This is a genomic window from Actinoplanes sp. NPDC023714 (assembly GCF_040639855.1).
Taxonomy (GTDB): Bacteria; Actinomycetota; Actinomycetes; order Mycobacteriales; family Micromonosporaceae; genus Actinoplanes.
This window is the reverse complement of the sequence record NZ_JBFAAR010000001.1, coordinates 56,835-73,997: the sequence shown is the minus strand read 5'-3', so window position 1 is coordinate 73,997 and position 17,163 is coordinate 56,835. Positions and strand designations below refer to the sequence as shown.

The window sequence follows — 17,163 nt, the reverse complement described above, 5'->3', positions numbered from 1 at the left end:
GACCTCAGTACGAGCCGACCAGCGCCGTGATGATCAGACCCCACCCGTTGACCAGCACGAACAGCAGCAGCTTGAAGGGGAGGGCAACGGTCACCGGCGGCAGCATCATCATGCCCAGCGACATCAGGGACGCCGACACGACGAGGTCGATGATCAGGAACGGGATGAAGATGACGAAGCCGATGATGAACGCGGCCCGCAGCTCGGAGAGGATGAACGCCGGGATCAGCGTAGTCAGCGGGACGTCGTCGATGTTCTGCGGCTTCTCCTCGCCGGACACCCTGATCATCAGCGCGAGCTCGTCGTCGTTGGTCACCGAGGACATGAAGTCGCGCAGCGGCTCGACGCCGTCCTGGAACGCCTGCGACTGCGTCTTGTCGCCCTTGAGGTAGGGCTGCACGCCGACCTCGTTGATCGACGAGACGGTCGGGCCCATGATGAACAGGCTCAGGAACAGCGCCAGGCCGGCCAGCACCTGGTTGGGCGGCATGGTGGTCAGGCCGAGCGCGTTGCGGGTGATGCCGAGGACCATGAAGACCTTGGTGAACGACGTGCAGAGCAGCAGCAGGGCCGGTGCCACCGAGAGCGCGGTCAGACCGAGGACGATCACCAGCGACGAGGCCGGGCGGGACCCGTCGGGATTCGTACCGTTGATGTTGAGGTTGATGCTCGGGCCGGTCGGCGTCGCGGGCGCACGCGGCACCGGCGCCTCCGGCACCGGAGCCCGTGCGATCGGTCCCTGCGCCGGTGGGGCCTGTGGCATCCGGGCGGGTGGCTGAGCCGGCGCTTCGGGTACGACGGCCCGCAGTGCGCGATCCGCTCCCGCCACCGTGGCCGCATCCTGTCGATGGGCCATCGCGGCGGCCGGCAGCAGGACCAGGGCCAGCCCCGCCACGGCCATCAGGAGCAGGATCGCGCGTCGCATCATCGCCTCGCAGTTCGCTCGGGCCGCGCCGTCCGCTCGCGCAGGAAGTCCACCGCCGAGATCCAGGTCCGCGGGGAGAGCGCCGAGCCGTGCAGCCGCCCGCCGGCGGGGTGCCGGCCGGGCAGCTCGCTGCCGTCCAGGTCGACCGGGATGTGCTCCTCGGACGGGTCGGTCAGGAACGCGTCGAGATCGTGCTCGGCGAGCAGGCTGACCTCGGTGTCGGTGATGCCGAGGATGAGCGCCCGGTCGGCGACCCGGACCACGGCGACGGCCGCGCCCCGGCCCACCTGCTGGCTGCCGAGCACGGCGAGCGCCTCGTTGCCGCGCAGGCCCATCGGCCGCCGGATCACCCGGGCCAGCCCCCACATCAGCAGCAGGACGACCAGAAGCGTGAAGCCCACCTGGAGCAAGAGCTGGATCAAGGTGGTGACTCCTACTCGGCGCCCGGCGCGACGATCTCGGTGATCCGGATGCCGAAGTTCTCGTCGACGACCACGACCTCGCCCCGGGCGATCAGCCGGCCGTTGACCAGCAGGTCGGCGGGGCTGCCGGCGGCCCGGTCGAGCTCGACGATGGCGCCGGGGATGAGCGAGAGCAGCTCGCGCACGCTCATCCGGGTCCGGCCCAGCTCGGCCGAGACCTCCATCTCGACGTCGTGCAGCATGTCCAGCCCGCCCCGCCCGCCGATCACCGCGGCCATCCGGGGCTGCTGCGGCGCGAGGCCGCCGGCCGGGTCCTCGCCCGGCCACTGGCTGAGCGCCAGGGCCACCACCGCGCCGATCGCCTGCTCGTCGCGGAGCGGGACCGCCACCGCGCCGTCCTTGGCGGCCAGCGCGCTGAGCGCCACCTCCGGCTCCATGAGCTGGCCCGGATCGAGCACCACCGGCCCGAACACCCGGGCCGCCGCCTCCAGGGCCGGCCGCACCGCCGCGGTCAGGTCCAGCTCGCCGAGCGGGCTCTCCCGCAGCGCGTCCGCGAGGTCCTGCCCGACGACCACGACGACCTCACCGGAGGCCGCGCCGGTGAAGCGCGCGGTTATCGCCTGACCGTCGATCACCGTCGAGGCGTCGGGGATGACCGGGTCGGCGGCGAAGAGCGCCCGGCTGGTGGGCAGCACGGCCAGCGCGGCCTCGGCGGCGTTCCGGGCGAGCGCCAGCTGCGGCGCGGTCATGGTGGGCGCTGTCATTGGGGGCCAGACTCCTTGGACGGGCTCTCGTTGGGCGACGGCACGACGAGACACGCGAGCCGGGCGCCCTGGTTACCGGGAACTGCATGAGCGAAGACGATCTCGTTGACAGTCACCTCGAGTGGCCTGCTGGTCGCGTGTCCCAGCGGCACGACATCCCCGGGGCGTAGATCCACGATGTCATCGGTACGCATCCGAATGGGCTGGAATCGCACTGCTACGTCGATCGGAGCGGCGGAAAGTCCGGCGGTCAGGTTCCGCAGCGCGCGGTCCTTGGCCTGGCGCTCGGCCGCGCTCAGCACGATCGTCTCGGTCTTCGACAGCACCGGCAGGATCGTGTTGAACGGGAGGCAGAGGGTGGAGATGCACTCCTCCGCGCCGATCTTCATCTCGAACGAGGCGATCACGACGGCGTCGCCGGGCGCGTGGGCCCGCAGGAACTGCGCGTTGTACTCGATCTCCTTGAGATGCGGCGTGATGTCCACCAGCGTCTCGAAGCCGTACCGGAGCTCGCCCAGCATCCGCTCGATCAGGCCGCGCAGCAGCGGCATCTCGACCTCGGTGAGCGGGCGCTCCGGCTGGGTGCCGCCGGGTCCGCCGAGCATGTGGTCGATCGCGGTCATGACGGCCGACTGCGCGATCTCCAGCAGCACCGTGCCGGGCAGCGGGTCGAGGGTGACCACCGCGATGATCGTGGGGTTCGCGAGCGCGGCGACGTACTCGTCGTAGTTGAGCTGCTCGATCGAGATCAGCGAGCAGTTGCTGACCGCGCGGAGCCGGGTGGTCAGCAGGGTCCCGCAACTTCGGGCGTACGTCTCGAACGCGATCTGCAGCGTGCGGACGTGCTCGCGGGAGAGCTTGATCGGCCGGCGGAAGTCGTACGGCGCCGGGCCTCCACCTTGGCCGCGACGTGAGATCTTGCCGGGGGAGCGGGCGGCGGAGACCGCGGAGGACGACTTGGTCACGTCGTCCTCATCGGCTCGTTTCGGGAACCGCTGAGCCTAGGTGGCGCTTTATCCGTTTTTTACGACAAATGGGCGGGTTCCCCGAGGGAACCCGCCCATCGTGTGCCCGTTACTGCGTGACGAACGAGGTGAAGTAGACGTCCATGACCATCTTCTTGTCCTCCTCGGTGTAGGCCTTGATCAGTTTCTGGAGGAACTCCTCCTTCACCGCCTCGCGGCCCTTCTCGGTCTCGAGCTCCGCCACCTCGAGGCCGGTGTAGGTCTCGATCGCGATGTTGAGCGCCTCGTTGATGTCGACGGCCTCCTCGCCGCCCTCCTCGGTCTGCTGGAGCGCGAAACCGAGCTTGAGGTAGTGACCGTCGGCCAGGTTCACGGTGATCGTGTTGTCGATCGCGGTGACGATGCCCTTGACCGGCGCCTCCTCCTTGGCCTCGGCCGAGTCGCCGCGGAGCATGAAGAACGCTCCGGCGCCACCGCCGCCCAGGACGACCAGGGCGATCGCGACGATCATGATCAGCATCTTCTTGGACTTCTTCGGCGCCTCGGCGGCAGCGGTGTCCTTCTCGTCGGCCATGTCAGAACCCCTCTCTCGTCAGTCGTGGGTGGTGGTGGAGCTGGTGGACGTCTCGGCGGCCGCCGCCTCGGCCTTGGCCTGGGCGGTGGTCTGGCCGGTGTGGATCTTCGAGTCGGAGCCGGCCGCGGACGGCAGCAGCGCCGCCTGGTCGGCCGTCAGCGTGGTCAGGACGACCACGTCGACGCGACGGTTCTGGGTGATCGACCGCGGGTCCTTCGGGTCGATCAGCGGCTTGGTGTCGGAGAAACCCACCGCGGTGAGCCGCTTCTTGGCGACGTCGTGCTCCGTGAAGAACCGGACCACTGTCGAGGCACGAGCGGACGAGAGCTCCCAGCCACTGGGGTAGTACGTCGTCTTCGCCTTGAGCTGGTTGGTGTGACCATCCACCTCGATCTTGTTGGGAAGCTTCGACAGGATCGGCGCGATGGCGCCGAGGATCTTCCGGCCACCCGTCTGGAGATCCGCCCGGTTGCCGGCGAAGATCACCTCGTTGGTGACGATCGTGACGACCAGGCCCCGCGAGTCGATGGTGAACTTCGCGTTCCCGAGCAGTTTGTCCTTGGCGAGCGCGTCGGAGATCCTGTTCTCGATCTTCTTGAGGTCCTCGGCCTCCTTCGCCGCCTTCTGGGCGTTGGCGTAGGCCTTCTTGCGGTCCTCGGCCTTGAGCGCCGCCTCGACCGCGTCCTTCTGCTTCTGGTTCAGGCCCTCGGTGCCGGACGAGCCGTCACCGGGGTTGGAGCCCGGGTCGATCTGGACGACCTGGGCGTTGTTCGCCGAGCCGTCGAGGGGCGCCGACTGTCCGGTGAAGGCCACGCTGTCGGCCCCGAACCCCGCGGACAGACCGGCGGCCAGCTCCGCGAACTTCTTCTGGTCGACGCTGCTCATCGAGAAGAGCACGACGAAGAGGACGAACAGCAGGGTGAGCATGTCGGCGTACGACACGAGCCACCGTTCGTGGTTGACGTGCTCCTCGTGTTCCTCGTGCTTGGTCTTCTTGGCCCGGACGCCACCACCGGCACTCATCTATCAGGCTGCCTTCTTCGTCGACGCGGCGGCTTCGGCCTTCTTCATCTCGTCCGGCGGGAGCAGGCTGCGGAGCTTCTGGGCCACCAGGCGCGGGTTCGAGCCGGCCTGGATCGCCAGAACGCCGTCGATCACCAGCTCCATCTCTTCCGCTTCGATGCCGCTCAGCCGGCCGAGGCGAGCCGCGAGAGGGAGGAACATGATGTTGGAACTGAGAACGCCCCAGAGGGTCGCGACGAAGGCGGCGGCAATCGAGTGACCGAGGGTCTCGGGCTTGTCCAGGTTCTCCAGAACGTGCACAAGACCCATGACCGTGCCGATGATGCCGATCGTGGGGGCGTAGCCACCCATACCCTCGATGAATTTCACGTTGGCCTTGTCGGCCTTCTTCTTGGCGGCGACCTCGGCGTGCAGGATGTCGTGCAGCTCGTCCGGGTCGGTGCCGTCGATGGCGAGCTGCAGGCCGCGCTTGAGGAACGGGTGCTCGACCGTCTTGACCGCGTCCTCGAGGGCCAGCAGGCCCTCACGGCGGGCGCGCTCGGCCAGCTTCACCACGCTGTCGAGGAGCTCGGTCGGCGGAGTCACCTTGCTCGTGAAGGCCTTCTTCAGCGATCCGATGAAGCCCTTCGCATCCTTCAGGACACCGCCGGCCATCGCGGCGCAGAAGGCGCCGCCGAAGACGAGGAGCATCGCCGGGAACAGCAGGATGGAGGTGGGTGTGCCACCCTCGAGGATCTGAACGGTGAAGACGATCGCCATTCCGATGACGATCCCGAGAATGCTAGCGAGGTCCATCAGCGTTCCTTCCGGTGCAGCGGGAGCACCTTGGCGTCGATCTCGCCTTCGGCCGAGGACGAGGTGGCGGGAGAGGTGGGTGACGTGGGCTCCGGCTCCATACGGCTCGCCTGGGCGATGAGCGAGGCACGGTAGTGGCGCACCGAGTCGATGAACTCGGGGACGGACTCGGAGATGATGTATTTGGTGCCGTCCACCAGGGTCACGACCGTGTCGGGCGTGCAGTCCACGCGCTCGACGAGATCCGGATTCAAGGCGAACACGGAACCGTTGATACGGGTTACGAGGATCACGAATTCCATCCCTGGTTCGTCTTGGCTGGTGGGGCCCTCCGTGGCCCGTCACTAGGTACTTCGGCCGGATGTCGGTTGCCATTGAGATCGAAACGGCGTTTTTCTCCCGGACGGCGTCTTCTCCCTGACGGCGAACGGCGTCTTCTCCCTGACGGCGAACGGCGTCTTCTCCCTGACGGCAAACGGCCGGGACAGGCATGTGCCCGCCCCGGCCGTTTGCCGGATGGTCCGATCAGCGCTTCATGCTGACGAGCTCCTGCAGAAGCTCGTCCGATGTCGTGATGATCTTCGAGTTGGCCTGGAAGCCGCGCTGGGCGACGATCAGGTTCGTGAACTCCGCCGCGAGGTCGACGTTCGACATCTCCAGCGCGCCGGAGATGACCTGGCCCATGCCGGCGCTCCCGGGCTGGCCCACCTGGGCGTAGCCGGAGTTCACCGACGTGCGGTACTGCGAGTTGCCCACCTTCTCCAGGCCCTGGACGTTCTTGAAGGTCGCCATGGCGACCTGGCCGAGCGTCTGCTTCAGGCCGTTGCTGTAGACGCCGACGATCTCGCCGGTGTCGGAGACGGTGTAGGAGAGCGAGGTGAGGGCGCCCGCCGTCTGGCCGTCGGTGTCGAAGACCCGGGCGTCGCTCAGCCCGGAGTACGACGTCACGTCGGTCAGGTCGATCTTGTAGTCACCCAGGTCCATCGTCCCGTCGGTGCTGGTCAGCACGGCCTTGCCGGCGGAGAAGTCGAGGTCGGTCGGCCCGTCCAGGGTCGAGCCGTCCTCGGCCAGCAGGGTGACCGCCCAGGTCGAGGTGGGCGGCGTGGCGGTGGCCGCGTTCGCGGTACGGGAGAACTCGGCCGTCACCGTGTGGGTGTCGCCCTGCGCGTCGTACACCTTGACCGGGATCGTCGTCTTGTAGTTCAGGCCGGAGTTGTCCGGGTTGTTGGCGTCCGGGATGTCGTCGCTGCTCAGGTTCCCCTTGAGCGTGATCTTGCCGGTCGCTACCGGCGGGATCGTGGCGCCCAGCGGCATCCGGATGTCGCCCGGCTTGGCCGACGCGTTGACCTTGCCGTCCACCGCGGTCCAGCCCTGCACCGGCTCGCCGGTCGCGGTCACGAGCGTGCCGTTCGCGTCGAAGTTGAACGAGCCGGCCCGGGTGTAGAGCGTCTCGTTGCCGCTGCGGGTCACGAAGAAGCCGTCACCCTGGATCATCATGTCGCCGGACTTGCCGGTCGTCTGGGCCGAGCCCTGGCTGAAGTTCTGGGTGATGCCGGCGACCCGGACACCGAGGCCGACCTGCGCGGCGTTGGTGCCGCCCTGGCCGTTCTGCGGGGAGCCGGCGGCGCCCATCATCTGGCTCATGGTGTCCTGGAACTGCACCGAGGACGTCTTGAAACCGGCGGTGTTGACGTTCGCGATGTTGTTGCCGGTCACGTCGATCATCTTCTGGTGCGCGTTGAGGCCGCTGATGCCGGAGTAGAGAGAACGCAGCATAGGAACCGTCCTTCTGCTTTGACTGTGGTGAGGAGACGGAGTCAGGCGGTCGGCTGGGTGATTTCCGTGACCTTGGACAGCTGCACATCCGTGTTCCCGACCTTGAGTGTCGGTTCGCTGTCTCCGTTGAGCTTCGCCGCGCTGATCACACCGGTCTGCATGGCGCCGGTGTCGTCCATGTACGTGACCGTCTTGCCGACCAGCGAACTGGCGCCGATCATGCGCTGCGACTGCAGCATCGAGATCATGTCTTCGAGCTTCTCGACCTGCGTGAACTGGGCGGTCTGCGCCATGAACGCGGCCGAGTCGGCCGGTTTCGTGGGGTCCTGATACTTCAGCTGAGCGACAAGGAGCTTCATGAAGGTGTCTTTGTCGGCGATCGACTTGCTCTTGCCCTCAGCCTGCTTCGCAGCGGCGGCGGAAGCGGCCGCCTTGAGGGGATCACTCCCGCTGGGTCCGGGGATCGGCGAGGTCATCGACTTCTCCTGTCCGTTGCGAGCTCAGTCTTCGCAAGCAGCCCTTGCAAGCTCAACCTAAGATTCGGCGCTCCCCCGGATTTGCTTAGCCACAAAATTCACGGGCCCGCCGGTCGGCGGGCCCGCAACGGGAACTCTTCAATTTCTTGCGCCTGTCGTCAGGGAGCGAGCGAGAGGCTGAGCTTGCCCTTGCCGTACCGGCTCACCTCGCACATGAGGTCGAGCCGGCGCCCCAGGGCGAGCAGGATCGCGCGGGCGTCGCCCGGCAGCTCCATGCCCGGGTAGATCACCTGGTAGAGCTTGAGGTGCGGTTGCCCCTCGCGGTTGAGCAGGCTGGTGAAGACGTTGCAGAGCTCGAAGACGTTCTCCGCGAGGTTGGGGAACAGCTGCTTCTCGTCGATGCTGTCCTCGGCCGCGCCGGCCGGCAGGAGACCGAGGGCCGCGCCGGCGTTCGCGGCGAGGCTCAGCTGCATGCCCATCACCGCGTAGATCTTCTGGCCGGGATCGGTGAAGATCGCGACGGTTGCGGTCTTGATCTCCTCGGCGCTCAGCGGGTCGCCGGGACTCACGACCACCTCGCGACCGAGCAGATCCTCGAACAGATTACGGACGGCTAGAGAGCCGGGAAGTACCGAGACGTCTGACATGTCTTAATCATCCCAAAATAGGAGCGAAAACCTCATCGAATCGCTCAGCTGTGAAGGGTTTGACGATGAAGAATTCCGCGCCGGACTCTTCGGCGGCCGTCTTCATCTCCGGAGTGCTCTCCGAGGTCACGAAGCCGAACTTGACGTTGTTGCCGGCCGCACGGAGCTGACGGAGCACCTCGATGCCGGTCATGTGGGGCATGTTCCAGTCCGAAATGACCACATCCGGCTTCTCGGCGTTCACCATCTCGAACGCCTCCTTGCCGTCGGCGGCCTCGACCAGGTCGTGGTCACCGAACCCGGCCTGCCGCAGGGTACGGACGACGATCTGCCGCATCACCCTGCTGTCATCGGCGATGAGGATCTTCATTCGCCCTCCTCCTTGTTCTCCGCGCTGCTATGCCACATCGAGATGGACACCGGTTCGCCTTCCCAGATCCCGTAGACCCCGCTGATCCGCTGGGCGTTCGGATACCGCGCCGAGGACTCCGGCGCGAGGACCACCTGGGGAAGCGAAAGTTGGGCGCCGGACGGCAGCATCGCCTTGACGTTGCCTCCGACGATATTGGCGAGTTCGCCTAGTGTGTCCGAGATGTCCTCCTCGCTCACCTCATCCATCTCCATGGCGAGGAAGGCGGCAGCCGCACGCTGGGCCGCGGCGCGCGACGAGGCGTACACCACGTGCCCACTCCAGGATCCGGTGATGGAGACCGAGGAGTGCACCTCGGAAGGCTGGTTCTCGTCGTACGTCGGGATCAGCGGGCTGATGCCCTCGGGATCCAGGTACGACTCCCAGACCTGTTCCACCATCTCGGCGAGGTCGCTCTCGTTGACCTCGACTTCGACGCTCATGAGTTCGCTCCGGTCGGGACGAGGCCCAGCAGGGCCAGCTTTTCGATCATCGCGCCTTCGGTGAAGGGTTTGATCACGTATTCGTGGGCACCCGCTGCGAGCGCCCGGACGATCTGGCTCTGTTCGCTCTCGGTAGTGACCATCACCAGGGTCATCTCCCGCAAGCGCGGATCGGCCCGGACTTTGGTGACGAACTCGAGCCCGTTCATGTTGGGCATGTTCCAGTCGATGAGGGCCAGCTCCGGCACCTCGGTCAGTTCGGCCAGGCGGTCCATCGCCTCCTGGCCGTCGCCCGCCTCCACCGCCTCGAAGTTGAGCTTCGTGACGATGCGCTTGAGGATCATGCGCATCGCGCGGGAGTCGTCGATCACCATGGCGCGCATCGGCGTCATCCCCTTCTCGCGGCACCGGCGGGCACCGCATTGCGAGTTCGGTAGGCAGACGTGCGGCCCGCGGCCACGCGTTCGTAGTTGTCGTCGATGCCGATCGTGGTCTCGGCCGCGCCCAGGAACAGCAGCCCGTCCGGTCGCAGGATCTTGGCGGCGTTCTGCAGCACCTGACGCTTCGTCGCGACGTCGAAGTAGATGAGCACGTTCCGAAGGAAGATCACGTCGAACGGCTGCATCGGCGGGAACGGCGCGGTGAGGCTCATGTGCTTGAACGTCACGTTCTTGCGCAGCGACGGGATCACCCGCCAGTGCGCGCCGGCCCGCTCGAAATACTGCACCAGCTGGGTCGCCGCGAGACCGCGGTTGACCTCGACCTGGCTGTACTCGCCCTTCGTCGCACGCTCCACCATGGCGGTGGAGATGTCCGTCCCCATGATCTCGTAGGACCAGCCGGGCGGCAGGGCTTCCTGCAGGGTGATCGCCAGGCTGACCGCCTCCTGGCCGCTGGAGCTGGCGGCGGACCAGACCCGGATCTTCCGCACCGAGGCGCGCGACTTGATCAGCTCGGGGAGCACCACGTCGGTGAGCGCGGAGAACGGCTCCCGGTCGCGGAAGAACGACGTCTCGTTGGTGGTGAGCGCGTCAATGATCTTGCGCTGATGCTGCGGGTTCGGCCGCTTCTGCAGCTCGGCGATGAACTCGTTGACGTTCGCCGCGCCGACGGTACGGGCGACCGGGATGAGGCGCGCCTCGACCAGGTACTCCTTGCCGGGCGCCAGCACGATCGAGGCCTCCCGGCGCACCATCGTGGAGATGAAGTTGAACTCCGACTGGGAGAGGGTCATCGTGCCACCGCCGGCGACCGGCCCACCCGGACGCGGTTGAGCAGCGCTCCCGCGATCCGGTCCAGAGGCAGCACCTCGTCGGCCAGGCCCGCGCCGACCACGGCGCCGGGCATGCCCCAGACCACCGAGCTCGCCTCGTCCTGTGCCAGCACCTCGGCGCCTGAGTCTCGTAGCACCTTCGCACCACCCCGTCCGTCCTGTCCCATTCCGGTCAACACGGCCGCGAAGGCCGATGCGCCGTACAGTGCTGCCACCGACCGGAACATCACGTCCACGGCAGGGCGGCAGGAGTTCTCTTGCGGCGCGTTGCTGAGCTGTGTCAGCGTCGCCGTTCCCTTGCGGAGGAAGACCAGGTGGCGGTCGCCCGGCGCGATGTAGACGGTCCCCGCCGCGAGCTCCATGCCCTCACCCGCCTCGAGCACCCGCAGCGGCGTGCTCCGGTCCAGCCGTTCGGCGAACATCTTGGTGAAGACCGGCGGCATGTGTTGCGTGATCACGATCGGCACCGGCAGGTCCGCCGGCAGGCCGAGCAGCACCTTGGTGAGCGCGTCCGGGCCGCCGGTGGACGAGCCGATCGCGAGGATGTCCACCCGGCCGCCGGGAGCGCGGCGCGGCGCGGTGGCGGCCGGGCGCGCCGGGCCGGGTCCGGTGGCGGGCGCGGCTCCGCTGGGGGCCGGGCGGCCGGGCGGCGCCGGCGGCATCCCGGGACGCGTGGGCGCCGCGGCGGGACGCACGCCCGCGGCCGGGGCGGCCGGCGCCGGGCGCGGCGGCGGCCCGGAGGGCCGGCCGCGCCTGCCTCCGAGCGCCTGGATCTTGGGTACGAGCTGCTCGCGTACCGCCTCCATGGACTCCTTGACCGAGCCGACGTTGCTCGGCTTGGTCACGTAGTCGGTCGCGCCGGCCGAGAGCGCCTCGAGGGTGGCCGAGGCGCCCGCCGCGGAGAGGGTGCTGAACATGATGACCGGGAGGGTGGTGTGCCGCTTGCGCAGCTCGCGGACGGCCGCGATGCCGTCCATCTCGGGCATCTCGATGTCCATGGTGACCACGTCGGGCTTGAGTTGGTCGATCTTGGCCTGGGCCAGCAGCCCGTTCGCCGCCGTGCCGACGACCTGGATGCCCGGAGCCTCCCCGAGAGCGTCGACGATCAGCCGACGGACCACCACGGAATCGTCGACGACGAGGACCGAGATCATTCGACCACTCCCTTCAACCGAGCCAGGCCGGACCGAGAGCCGCGACCACCGGTGCGAGCAGGCGGTGGGCCGTGGCGGTGTCCAGCAGATCGCGGACGACCAGCGCCTGAACGGCGCCGCTGAGCATGTTCCAGACCCCGCCGGCCCGGTCGGCCAGGGGAATCCCGGCCGTGTCCACCGCCTGGACCAGCAGCATCTGCGCTGCCGCGGCGGTGCGGACCCGGTCCGAGAGGTACGCGGCCCAGGACGCCGAGTGGACGGCCGGCGACCAGCCGGCGGTGTTGCGGCGGGCGTCGTCGGCCGAGGTGAGCACCCGTTCCCGGTCCTCCGGACGCAGCGTCCGCAGGCGGTCCAGCAGGGCCGACACCGTGTAGTGGTGCGGTCCCAGGTCGATCGGCGCGCCGGTCGGCAGCTTCTTCACTGCCGCGACCCATCCGGCGCCGAGACGGCGGCGGGTCTCGGCGTCGAGCACCTCGCGCAGATAGCTGGCGACCGCCGCGTCGCAGAGCAACGCGGTGGCCGCCGCTGCCTCGTCCGACTGGCGGGCATCACGTCCCTTGCCCTCCCAGGTCCACGACATCACGTCGTAGCGCAGGCAGGTCAGCAGCGCGTCCACCGAGCCGATCGGCGCCCGCTCGACCAGGGTCAGGTTCCCGGCCGGGTCGTCCTTGGACATCCCCTTCAGCGAGGGCATCCGCCGCGCGGCGCTCTCCACCTCGACCCAGAGCGGTCCTCGTACGCCCTCGTCCGGCAGCTTCTCCGCCAGGACCGGCAGGTCTTCGGCCGACAGCCGCAGGGCACGCAACAGGACGTCGGCCGCGGCCGACCCGCCTTCCAGGCGGGTCAGGTCGAAGCCCAGGACGGGGGCGCTGACGAGGCTGTACATCAGATGGTGGCGCGAGACGTGTCGACGGCCTGGTTGACGTCGAGGGCCAGCATCAGCCGGCCGTCGAGCTTGAAGGTGCCCACCACCAGCTCCCGGGTGGGACCGCTGAGCGTGTCCGGCGGCGGCTCGAACGTCTCGTCCTCGAGGTCGACGACCTCACCGATCTTGTCGACCAGCAGGCTCACCGGCTCGCCGTCGCCGCGCAGGATCACGTTCATGACCGGTCCCGACATCGCCTGCCGGGCCAGGCCGAGCTGCACCCGCAGGTCCACCGCCGCGATCACCTGACCACGCAGGTTGAACAGGCCGCCGACGGCCGACGGGGCGAGCGGCACCGGGGTGTACTCGTTGTACGAGAGCACCTCCTGCACCGTGTGCACCTCGACGCCGAAGAGCTGCCCGGCCACCTCGAAGGTGGCGAACTGACGACTCGCCATCTCAGGCCTCCACCAGCATGTCGTCCATCGCGTCGCTGTAGAAGTTCGGGTCGGCGGCGAGGATCGCCCGGCGCACGTCGAGCAGCTCGGTGACCCGCTGCTGGATCACCGCGGTGCCGACCAGGCCGTCCTCCTCGGCGTCCCGGCGCGCGGTCGTCGAGTTCTCGGCGATGTCCACGATCCGGTCCACCACCAGCGCCACGCTCTTGCCGCCCTCGCTGTAGACCACGACCGACACGGTGTCGCCCTCGAGCTCCTCGCCGTACGCGCCGAGCAGGTGCGAGAGCCGGACCAGCGGCAGAATCTGACCGCGGTACTGGACCACCTCGCGGGAGCCTGCGTGCTCGAGCCGGTCGCGCGGGAACTCCTCGAGCCGCGTGACGGTGTCCAGCGGGATCGCCACCCGGCGCTCGCCGACCGCGGTGACCAGCAGACGCTCGGTCCCGCCGCCGCCGGTGCCGCGCTTCTCGACGACGTTCTCCCGCTCCGAGTCGGCGGCCAGGTGCGAGCGCCGGGCCAGGGCCGGGACGTCCAGGATGAGGCCGACCTTGCCGTCGCCGAGGATGGTGGCGCCGGAGTAGAGGCCGATGTCCTTGAGCCGGGTGTTGAGGGCCTTGACGACGACCTCCTCGGTGTTCAGCACCCGGTCCACGACCAGGCCGAACCGCCGGCCGTCGGCCTGCAGGACCATGACGTAGACGCCCTGGTCGCCGCCGACCTCGAAGCCTAGAGCCCGGTCCAGCCGGACCAGCGGGAGCAGCTTGCCGCGCAGCCGGTAGACCGGCGCGCCGGAGGCGTACTCGACCTTGGTGGCGTTGCCGTCGATGAAGACCAGCTCGAGGACCGCGACCTGCGGCACCACATAGCGCTGGTCGCCGCAGTCCACGGTGAGCGCCTGGATGATGGCGAGCGTCAGCGGGATGGTGAGCCGCCACACCGTGCCCTCGCCCGGTGTCGAGTCGACGCTGACCGCGCCGCCGATCTGCTCGATGTTGGTCTTCACGACGTCCATGCCGACGCCGCGGCCGGAGACGTTGGTGACCTTCGCGGCGGTGGAGAAGCCGGGCTGGAAGACCATCGCCATGATGTCGCGCTTGTCCATGCTCGGGATCTGCTCCGGCCGGAGCAGCCCGTTCTCCACGGCCTTCTGCGCGATCCGCTCGACGTTCAGGCCGGCGCCGTCGTCGGCGACCTCGACCGCGACGTGACCGCCCTCGTGGTACGCGCGGAGCGTCAGCGTGCCCTCGGGGTTCTTGCCGGCCGCGGTCCGCCGGTCCGGGTCCTCGATGCCGTGGTCGACGGCGTTGCGCACGAGGTGGGTCAGCGGGTCCTTGACCGCCTCCAGGAGGCTGCGGTCGAGCTCGGTCTCCTTGCCCTCCATGACCAGCTGGACCTGCTTGCCGAGCGAGTTGCTCAGGTCCCGGACGACCCGGGGCAGCTTCGACCAGATGTGCTCGATGGGCTGCATCCGGGTCTTCATGATGCCCTCTTGCAGCTCACTGGTGATCATGCCGAGCCGCTGGGCGCTGCGGACCAGGGTCGCGTCGCCGATCTCCATGACGCCGCGGACCAGCTGGTTCCGGGCGAGCACCAGCTCACCGACCATGTTCATGAGGGTGTCCAGCAGGTCGACGTCGACGCGGATCGCGCTGTCGGCGATGCTCCGCTTCGGCGCCTGCGTCTGCAGGGCCTCGCTCACCGCGGCGGGCGCGGCCTTGCCCTCCTCGAGCAGGATCGTGCCGAGCTTGCGCTCGTCGCCCTCGATCTGCTGCTGGAGCGCCGAGGCGACGTCGGTCTGCTGCGCCGCGCCGGCCTCGACCAGGATCTGGCCGAGCGGCTGGCGCTGCTCGGCGATCGGCTCGGGCGCGGGGCGCTTCGGGGTCTCGTCGAGCGGCACCGGGGTCTCGGCCTCGGCGGCCGGCGCGGCCTCGGCCTGGGCCGGGGCGGCGGCTGCCGGCGCCGCGGCGGGAGCGGCCGCCGCCGGCGCGTTCATCTGGGCGTGGATCCGCTCGATGGTGCTGTCGATGTCGATGCCCTCTTCCGTGTTGTTCTCCTCGATGGAGGACAACAGGTTGCGGACGCCGTCGATGGTCGCGAGCAGCACGGTGATGGTCTCCGGGGTGACCGGCTGGACGCCGTCACGCAACCGGGACAGCAGCGACTCACCGGCGTGGGCCAGCTTCTCCAGCCTCGTGAAGGCCAGGAATCCACTGGTGCCCTTGATCGTGTGAATCGCCCGGAAGATACGGGAGATCAGGTCACGCGAGTCCGGTTCCTGCTCGAGGCTCACGAGATCCCGGTCGATCTGGTCCAGGTTCTCGTGGCTCTCCATCAGGAATTCGCCGACGATCTCGCCAAGGTCTTCCACGACTTACCTCCTGCTCGGCTTCACAGCCCTCATCGACGTGTGCGGGCGCCAACTGAGAAGACTCGACCGGAACGGCTGAATATCAGGCTTCTCCGCCCGGTCGCCGGTATCGGTAGCCGAATCCGCGTACGGACTCGATGGGCGATTCGTCCGGGTCGGACCAGCCCAGCTTGCGGCGCAGCCGCAGCACCGCGAACTTGACCCGCTCCTGGCCGATGCCGGTCGGGTCGTCCCACGCCTGGGTCAGCAACTGGTTCGGCGAGAGCACCGCGCCGGCGTGCCGGACCAAGGCGTTGAGCAGGCGGAACTCGGTCGGCGTGAGGCGTTTCTCGTCGCCCTTCACGTAGACCCGGCGCTTGGTGGGGTCCAGATGCACGAGACCGTCGTCGTAGATCTGGCTCGCCCAGTTGTTCTGCCCGCTGGAGGAGCGCCGGAGCAGCGCCTCCACCCGGGCCAGCAGCTCGTTGTTGGCGAACGGCTTGGTGAGGTAGTCGTCGGCGCCGCCGCGCAGGCCGCGCACCTTCTCCGCCTCCTGGCCGTGCGCGGTGAGCACCAGCACCGGCACGTCCGAGACGTCCCGCAGGCGCTCCAGCACCTGCCAGCCGTCCATTTCCGGCAGGCCCACGTCGAGCACCACCAGATCGGGGTGCTCCGCGTACGCCTCCTTGAGCCCGGCCCGGCCGTCCGCGGCGTGCGCCACCTCGTAACCGGCCCGGCTGAACAGAAGCCTGAGTGCGAGTGCGATGTCCGGATCGTCCTCGACCACGAGAAGGCGACTCATTCTCTACTCACCATGCCCCCAACCCGCACTCGCGCCCGAATACCGCGAACGGAGGAAATTTCAAAGGCGCAAACACACCATAGCGTGATGTCACCGCCTATTTACGGACAGTGACAGTTTAGCGTCATACGCCCGGCGCAAGAGCCTGTCCACGAGGATCCGTGGACACAGTGCCCATCCGGCGGCTCCCCGGATGCCGGCGAGGCCATCCCTTCAGACTGACATTTCCGGTGCGGCTTTTCGCCCGTTCCGAGAAAGATGTGACACGCCACGTACAACGGGGTGCGATAGGCCCTGATGGACGATCCGCGTCCGTTCTGCGATCGGGAGGCATCCGTGTTCGACCTGGTGGTACGACGTGTCCTAATGGTCGCGGCGACACCCGCGCTGCTGGTCCTCGCCGCCCCAGCGCTGGGGCACGGCCCGGACCTGCCGTCCCGGCCGGACCGCGTACCCCCGCGCGTCGCCCAGCCCCGGCCCGCCCAGCTCAAGTCGGCCCAGCTCAAGTCGGCCCAGCTCAAGTCGGCCCAGCTCAAATCCGCCCAGCTCAAGTCCGCCCGACCGGCGCCCGGCAAGGCCGCGGCGGCCCGCGCCGTCCCGTCGGCCGGCACCAGGACCCCGGCCGCGAAGCCCGCCGCCACCACCCTGGCCCGGCTGCGCGCCCGCACGCTGATGCTGCAGGTCGTCCGGCTCACCAACGAGAAGCGCCGGGCGGCCGGCTGCCCGGCGCTCGCGGTCGACCAGGACCTGGCCACCGCGTCCATGCGGCAGAGCTGGTACATGGCCCGGACCCGGCTCTTCAGCCACGTCTGGCGGGACGGCGCCACGTTCGTGAGCCGCAGCCGGGCCGCCGGATACCGCCAGCCGGCCGGCGAGAACATCGGCTGGGGTTACCCGACCGCGTCCGCCGTGGTGGAGGCGTGGATGGACAGCCCGGGGCACCGCGCCAACATCCTCAACTGCGGCGCCAAGTCGATCGGGACGGGCGTGGCCTACGCGGCCGACGGCACGCCTTACTACACGCAGGTCTTCGGCTGGAAGTAGC

22 protein-coding genes are annotated in these 17,163 nt (G+C 68.6%); 1 reads left to right on the top strand and 21 read right to left on the bottom strand.

The window, feature by feature from the left end; genetic code table 11:
• Positions 1-4: 4 nt before the first annotated feature.
• The 21 genes from fliP to AB0G10_RS00275 form a co-directional block, all read right to left on the bottom strand.
• Positions 5-925 (bottom strand): flagellar type III secretion system pore protein FliP, encoded by a 921-nt coding sequence (gene fliP / locus AB0G10_RS00375; protein WP_360914227.1) that lies wholly within the window; start codon positions 923-925, stop codon positions 5-7.
• Positions 925-1,347 carry a flagellar biosynthetic protein FliO gene (locus tag AB0G10_RS00370; RefSeq protein ID WP_360914224.1) on the bottom strand — a complete coding sequence of 141 codons (423 nt, stop codon included), beginning with the start codon at positions 1,345-1,347 and terminating at the stop codon, positions 925-927. The genes fliP and AB0G10_RS00370 overlap by 1 nt, the downstream gene beginning before the upstream one ends.
• 11 nt (positions 1,348-1,358) lie before the next feature.
• Positions 1,359-2,111 (bottom strand): flagellar motor switch protein FliN, encoded by a 753-nt coding sequence (gene fliN / locus AB0G10_RS00365; protein WP_360914221.1) that lies wholly within the window; start codon positions 2,109-2,111, stop codon positions 1,359-1,361.
• Positions 2,108-3,076, bottom strand: a complete 969-nt coding sequence (locus tag AB0G10_RS00360; protein WP_360914218.1) for a flagellar motor switch protein FliM — start codon at positions 3,074-3,076, stop codon at positions 2,108-2,110. Before AB0G10_RS00360 ends, fliN begins: the two co-directional genes overlap by 4 nt.
• A 109-nt stretch (positions 3,077-3,185) precedes the next feature.
• Complete coding sequence (locus AB0G10_RS00355) at positions 3,186-3,650, bottom strand: flagellar basal body-associated FliL family protein (protein WP_360914216.1); 465 nt, start codon at positions 3,648-3,650, stop codon at positions 3,186-3,188.
• Positions 3,651-3,668: 18 nt separating this feature from the next.
• Positions 3,669-4,673 (bottom strand): flagellar motor protein MotB, encoded by a 1,005-nt coding sequence (locus AB0G10_RS00350; protein WP_360914213.1) that lies wholly within the window; start codon positions 4,671-4,673, stop codon positions 3,669-3,671.
• A gap of 3 nt (positions 4,674-4,676) precedes the next feature.
• Entirely contained in the window at positions 4,677-5,468 is a 792-nt protein-coding gene (locus AB0G10_RS00345) for a MotA/TolQ/ExbB proton channel family protein (protein ID WP_360914209.1), read from the bottom strand.
• Positions 5,468-5,770, bottom strand: a complete 303-nt coding sequence (locus AB0G10_RS00340; protein ID WP_360914206.1) for a flagellar FlbD family protein — start codon at positions 5,768-5,770, stop codon at positions 5,468-5,470. The genes AB0G10_RS00345 and AB0G10_RS00340 overlap by 1 nt, the downstream gene beginning before the upstream one ends.
• Before the next feature lie 223 nt (positions 5,771-5,993).
• Positions 5,994-7,244, bottom strand: coding sequence for a flagellar basal-body rod protein FlgF (gene flgF, locus AB0G10_RS00335; protein ID WP_360914203.1), 1,251 nt, complete (start codon positions 7,242-7,244; stop codon positions 5,994-5,996).
• Positions 7,245-7,285: 41 nt separating this feature from the next.
• On the bottom strand, positions 7,286-7,720 hold the full coding sequence (locus AB0G10_RS00330; RefSeq protein WP_360914200.1) for a flagellar hook capping FlgD N-terminal domain-containing protein: 435 nt from the start codon (positions 7,718-7,720) through the stop codon (positions 7,286-7,288).
• A 158-nt stretch (positions 7,721-7,878) separates the two neighbouring features.
• On the bottom strand, positions 7,879-8,367 hold the full coding sequence (locus tag AB0G10_RS00325) for a hypothetical protein (RefSeq protein ID WP_360914197.1): 489 nt from the start codon (positions 8,365-8,367) through the stop codon (positions 7,879-7,881).
• A 7-nt stretch (positions 8,368-8,374) separates the two neighbouring features.
• A complete protein-coding gene (locus AB0G10_RS00320; RefSeq protein WP_360914194.1) occupies positions 8,375-8,737 on the bottom strand; it encodes a response regulator in 363 nt (120 codons plus the stop codon).
• Positions 8,734-9,219: a chemotaxis protein CheX gene (locus AB0G10_RS00315; protein WP_360914191.1), complete on the bottom strand. Its 486-nt coding sequence runs from the start codon at positions 9,217-9,219 to the stop codon at positions 8,734-8,736. Before AB0G10_RS00315 ends, AB0G10_RS00320 begins: the two co-directional genes overlap by 4 nt.
• Positions 9,216-9,602, bottom strand: a complete 387-nt coding sequence (locus AB0G10_RS00310; protein ID WP_172666649.1) for a response regulator — start codon at positions 9,600-9,602, stop codon at positions 9,216-9,218. Before AB0G10_RS00310 ends, AB0G10_RS00315 begins: the two co-directional genes overlap by 4 nt.
• A 5-nt stretch (positions 9,603-9,607) precedes the next feature.
• Positions 9,608-10,453: a protein-glutamate O-methyltransferase CheR gene (locus tag AB0G10_RS00305; protein WP_360914188.1), complete on the bottom strand. Its 846-nt coding sequence runs from the start codon at positions 10,451-10,453 to the stop codon at positions 9,608-9,610.
• Positions 10,450-11,646: a chemotaxis response regulator protein-glutamate methylesterase gene (locus AB0G10_RS00300; protein ID WP_360914185.1), complete on the bottom strand. Its 1,197-nt coding sequence runs from the start codon at positions 11,644-11,646 to the stop codon at positions 10,450-10,452. The genes AB0G10_RS00305 and AB0G10_RS00300 overlap by 4 nt, the downstream gene beginning before the upstream one ends.
• A 13-nt stretch (positions 11,647-11,659) precedes the next feature.
• Positions 11,660-12,532 (bottom strand): hypothetical protein, encoded by an 873-nt coding sequence (locus tag AB0G10_RS00295; protein WP_360914182.1) that lies wholly within the window; start codon positions 12,530-12,532, stop codon positions 11,660-11,662.
• A complete protein-coding gene (locus tag AB0G10_RS00290; RefSeq protein WP_360914180.1) occupies positions 12,532-12,969 on the bottom strand; it encodes a chemotaxis protein CheW in 438 nt (145 codons plus the stop codon). Before AB0G10_RS00290 ends, AB0G10_RS00295 begins: the two co-directional genes overlap by 1 nt.
• A 1-nt stretch (position 12,970) precedes the next feature.
• Positions 12,971-15,337 carry a chemotaxis protein CheA gene (locus AB0G10_RS00285; protein ID WP_360914177.1) on the bottom strand — a complete coding sequence of 789 codons (2,367 nt, stop codon included), beginning with the start codon at positions 15,335-15,337 and terminating at the stop codon, positions 12,971-12,973.
• 82 nt (positions 15,338-15,419) lie between these two features.
• The gene (locus AB0G10_RS00280; RefSeq protein ID WP_111649790.1) at positions 15,420-16,118 is read right to left on the bottom strand and encodes a response regulator transcription factor; all 699 of its coding nucleotides are present in this window, start codon (positions 16,116-16,118) and stop codon (positions 15,420-15,422) included.
• 101 nt (positions 16,119-16,219) lie between these two features.
• Positions 16,220-16,882: a pentapeptide repeat-containing protein gene (locus tag AB0G10_RS00275; protein WP_360917906.1), complete on the bottom strand. Its 663-nt coding sequence runs from the start codon at positions 16,880-16,882 to the stop codon at positions 16,220-16,222.
• On the opposite strand from AB0G10_RS00275, the gene AB0G10_RS00270 reads away from it, so the two are divergent.
• A complete protein-coding gene (locus tag AB0G10_RS00270; RefSeq protein ID WP_360917905.1) occupies positions 16,791-17,162 on the top strand; it encodes a CAP domain-containing protein in 372 nt (123 codons plus the stop codon). The two genes, AB0G10_RS00275 and AB0G10_RS00270, sit on opposite strands and share 92 nt — an antisense overlap.
• The last annotated feature ends 1 nt before the right edge of the window (position 17,163 follow it).

What these genes read in the sequence shown, in the direction of transcription:
- fliN (WP_360914221.1), bottom strand. Translation starts at nt 2,111, where the DNA reads ATGACAGCGCCCACCATGACCGCGCCGCAGCTGGCGCTCGCCCGGAAC.
- AB0G10_RS00325 (WP_360914197.1), bottom strand. Translation starts at nt 8,367, where the DNA reads ATGTCAGACGTCTCGGTACTTCCCGGCTCTCTAGCCGTCCGTAATCTG.
- AB0G10_RS00340 (WP_360914206.1), bottom strand. Translation starts at nt 5,770, where the DNA reads ATGGAATTCGTGATCCTCGTAACCCGTATCAACGGTTCCGTGTTCGCC.
- AB0G10_RS00280 (WP_111649790.1), bottom strand. Translation starts at nt 16,118, where the DNA reads ATGAGTCGCCTTCTCGTGGTCGAGGACGATCCGGACATCGCACTCGCA.
- AB0G10_RS00300 (WP_360914185.1), bottom strand. Translation starts at nt 11,646, where the DNA reads ATGATCTCGGTCCTCGTCGTCGACGATTCCGTGGTGGTCCGTCGGCTG.
- AB0G10_RS00355 (WP_360914216.1), bottom strand. Translation starts at nt 3,650, where the DNA reads ATGGCCGACGAGAAGGACACCGCTGCCGCCGAGGCGCCGAAGAAGTCC.
- AB0G10_RS00345 (WP_360914209.1), bottom strand. Translation starts at nt 5,468, where the DNA reads ATGGACCTCGCTAGCATTCTCGGGATCGTCATCGGAATGGCGATCGTC.
- flgF (WP_360914203.1), bottom strand. Translation starts at nt 7,244, where the DNA reads ATGCTGCGTTCTCTCTACTCCGGCATCAGCGGCCTCAACGCGCACCAG.
- AB0G10_RS00295 (WP_360914182.1), bottom strand. Translation starts at nt 12,532, where the DNA reads ATGTACAGCCTCGTCAGCGCCCCCGTCCTGGGCTTCGACCTGACCCGC.
- AB0G10_RS00315 (WP_360914191.1), bottom strand. Translation starts at nt 9,219, where the DNA reads ATGAGCGTCGAAGTCGAGGTCAACGAGAGCGACCTCGCCGAGATGGTG.
- AB0G10_RS00330 (WP_360914200.1), bottom strand. Translation starts at nt 7,720, where the DNA reads ATGACCTCGCCGATCCCCGGACCCAGCGGGAGTGATCCCCTCAAGGCG.
- AB0G10_RS00350 (WP_360914213.1), bottom strand. Translation starts at nt 4,673, where the DNA reads ATGAGTGCCGGTGGTGGCGTCCGGGCCAAGAAGACCAAGCACGAGGAA.
- AB0G10_RS00290 (WP_360914180.1), bottom strand. Translation starts at nt 12,969, where the DNA reads ATGGCGAGTCGTCAGTTCGCCACCTTCGAGGTGGCCGGGCAGCTCTTC.
- AB0G10_RS00320 (WP_360914194.1), bottom strand. Translation starts at nt 8,737, where the DNA reads ATGAAGATCCTCATCGCCGATGACAGCAGGGTGATGCGGCAGATCGTC.
- AB0G10_RS00305 (WP_360914188.1), bottom strand. Translation starts at nt 10,453, where the DNA reads ATGACCCTCTCCCAGTCGGAGTTCAACTTCATCTCCACGATGGTGCGC.
- AB0G10_RS00270 (WP_360917905.1), top strand. Translation starts at nt 16,791, where the DNA reads ATGCTGCAGGTCGTCCGGCTCACCAACGAGAAGCGCCGGGCGGCCGGC.
- AB0G10_RS00310 (WP_172666649.1), bottom strand. Translation starts at nt 9,602, where the DNA reads ATGCGCGCCATGGTGATCGACGACTCCCGCGCGATGCGCATGATCCTC.
- AB0G10_RS00275 (WP_360917906.1), bottom strand. Translation starts at nt 16,882, where the DNA reads ATGGACGCGGTGGCCAGGTCCTGGTCGACCGCGAGCGCCGGGCAGCCG.
- fliP (WP_360914227.1), bottom strand. Translation starts at nt 925, where the DNA reads ATGCGACGCGCGATCCTGCTCCTGATGGCCGTGGCGGGGCTGGCCCTG.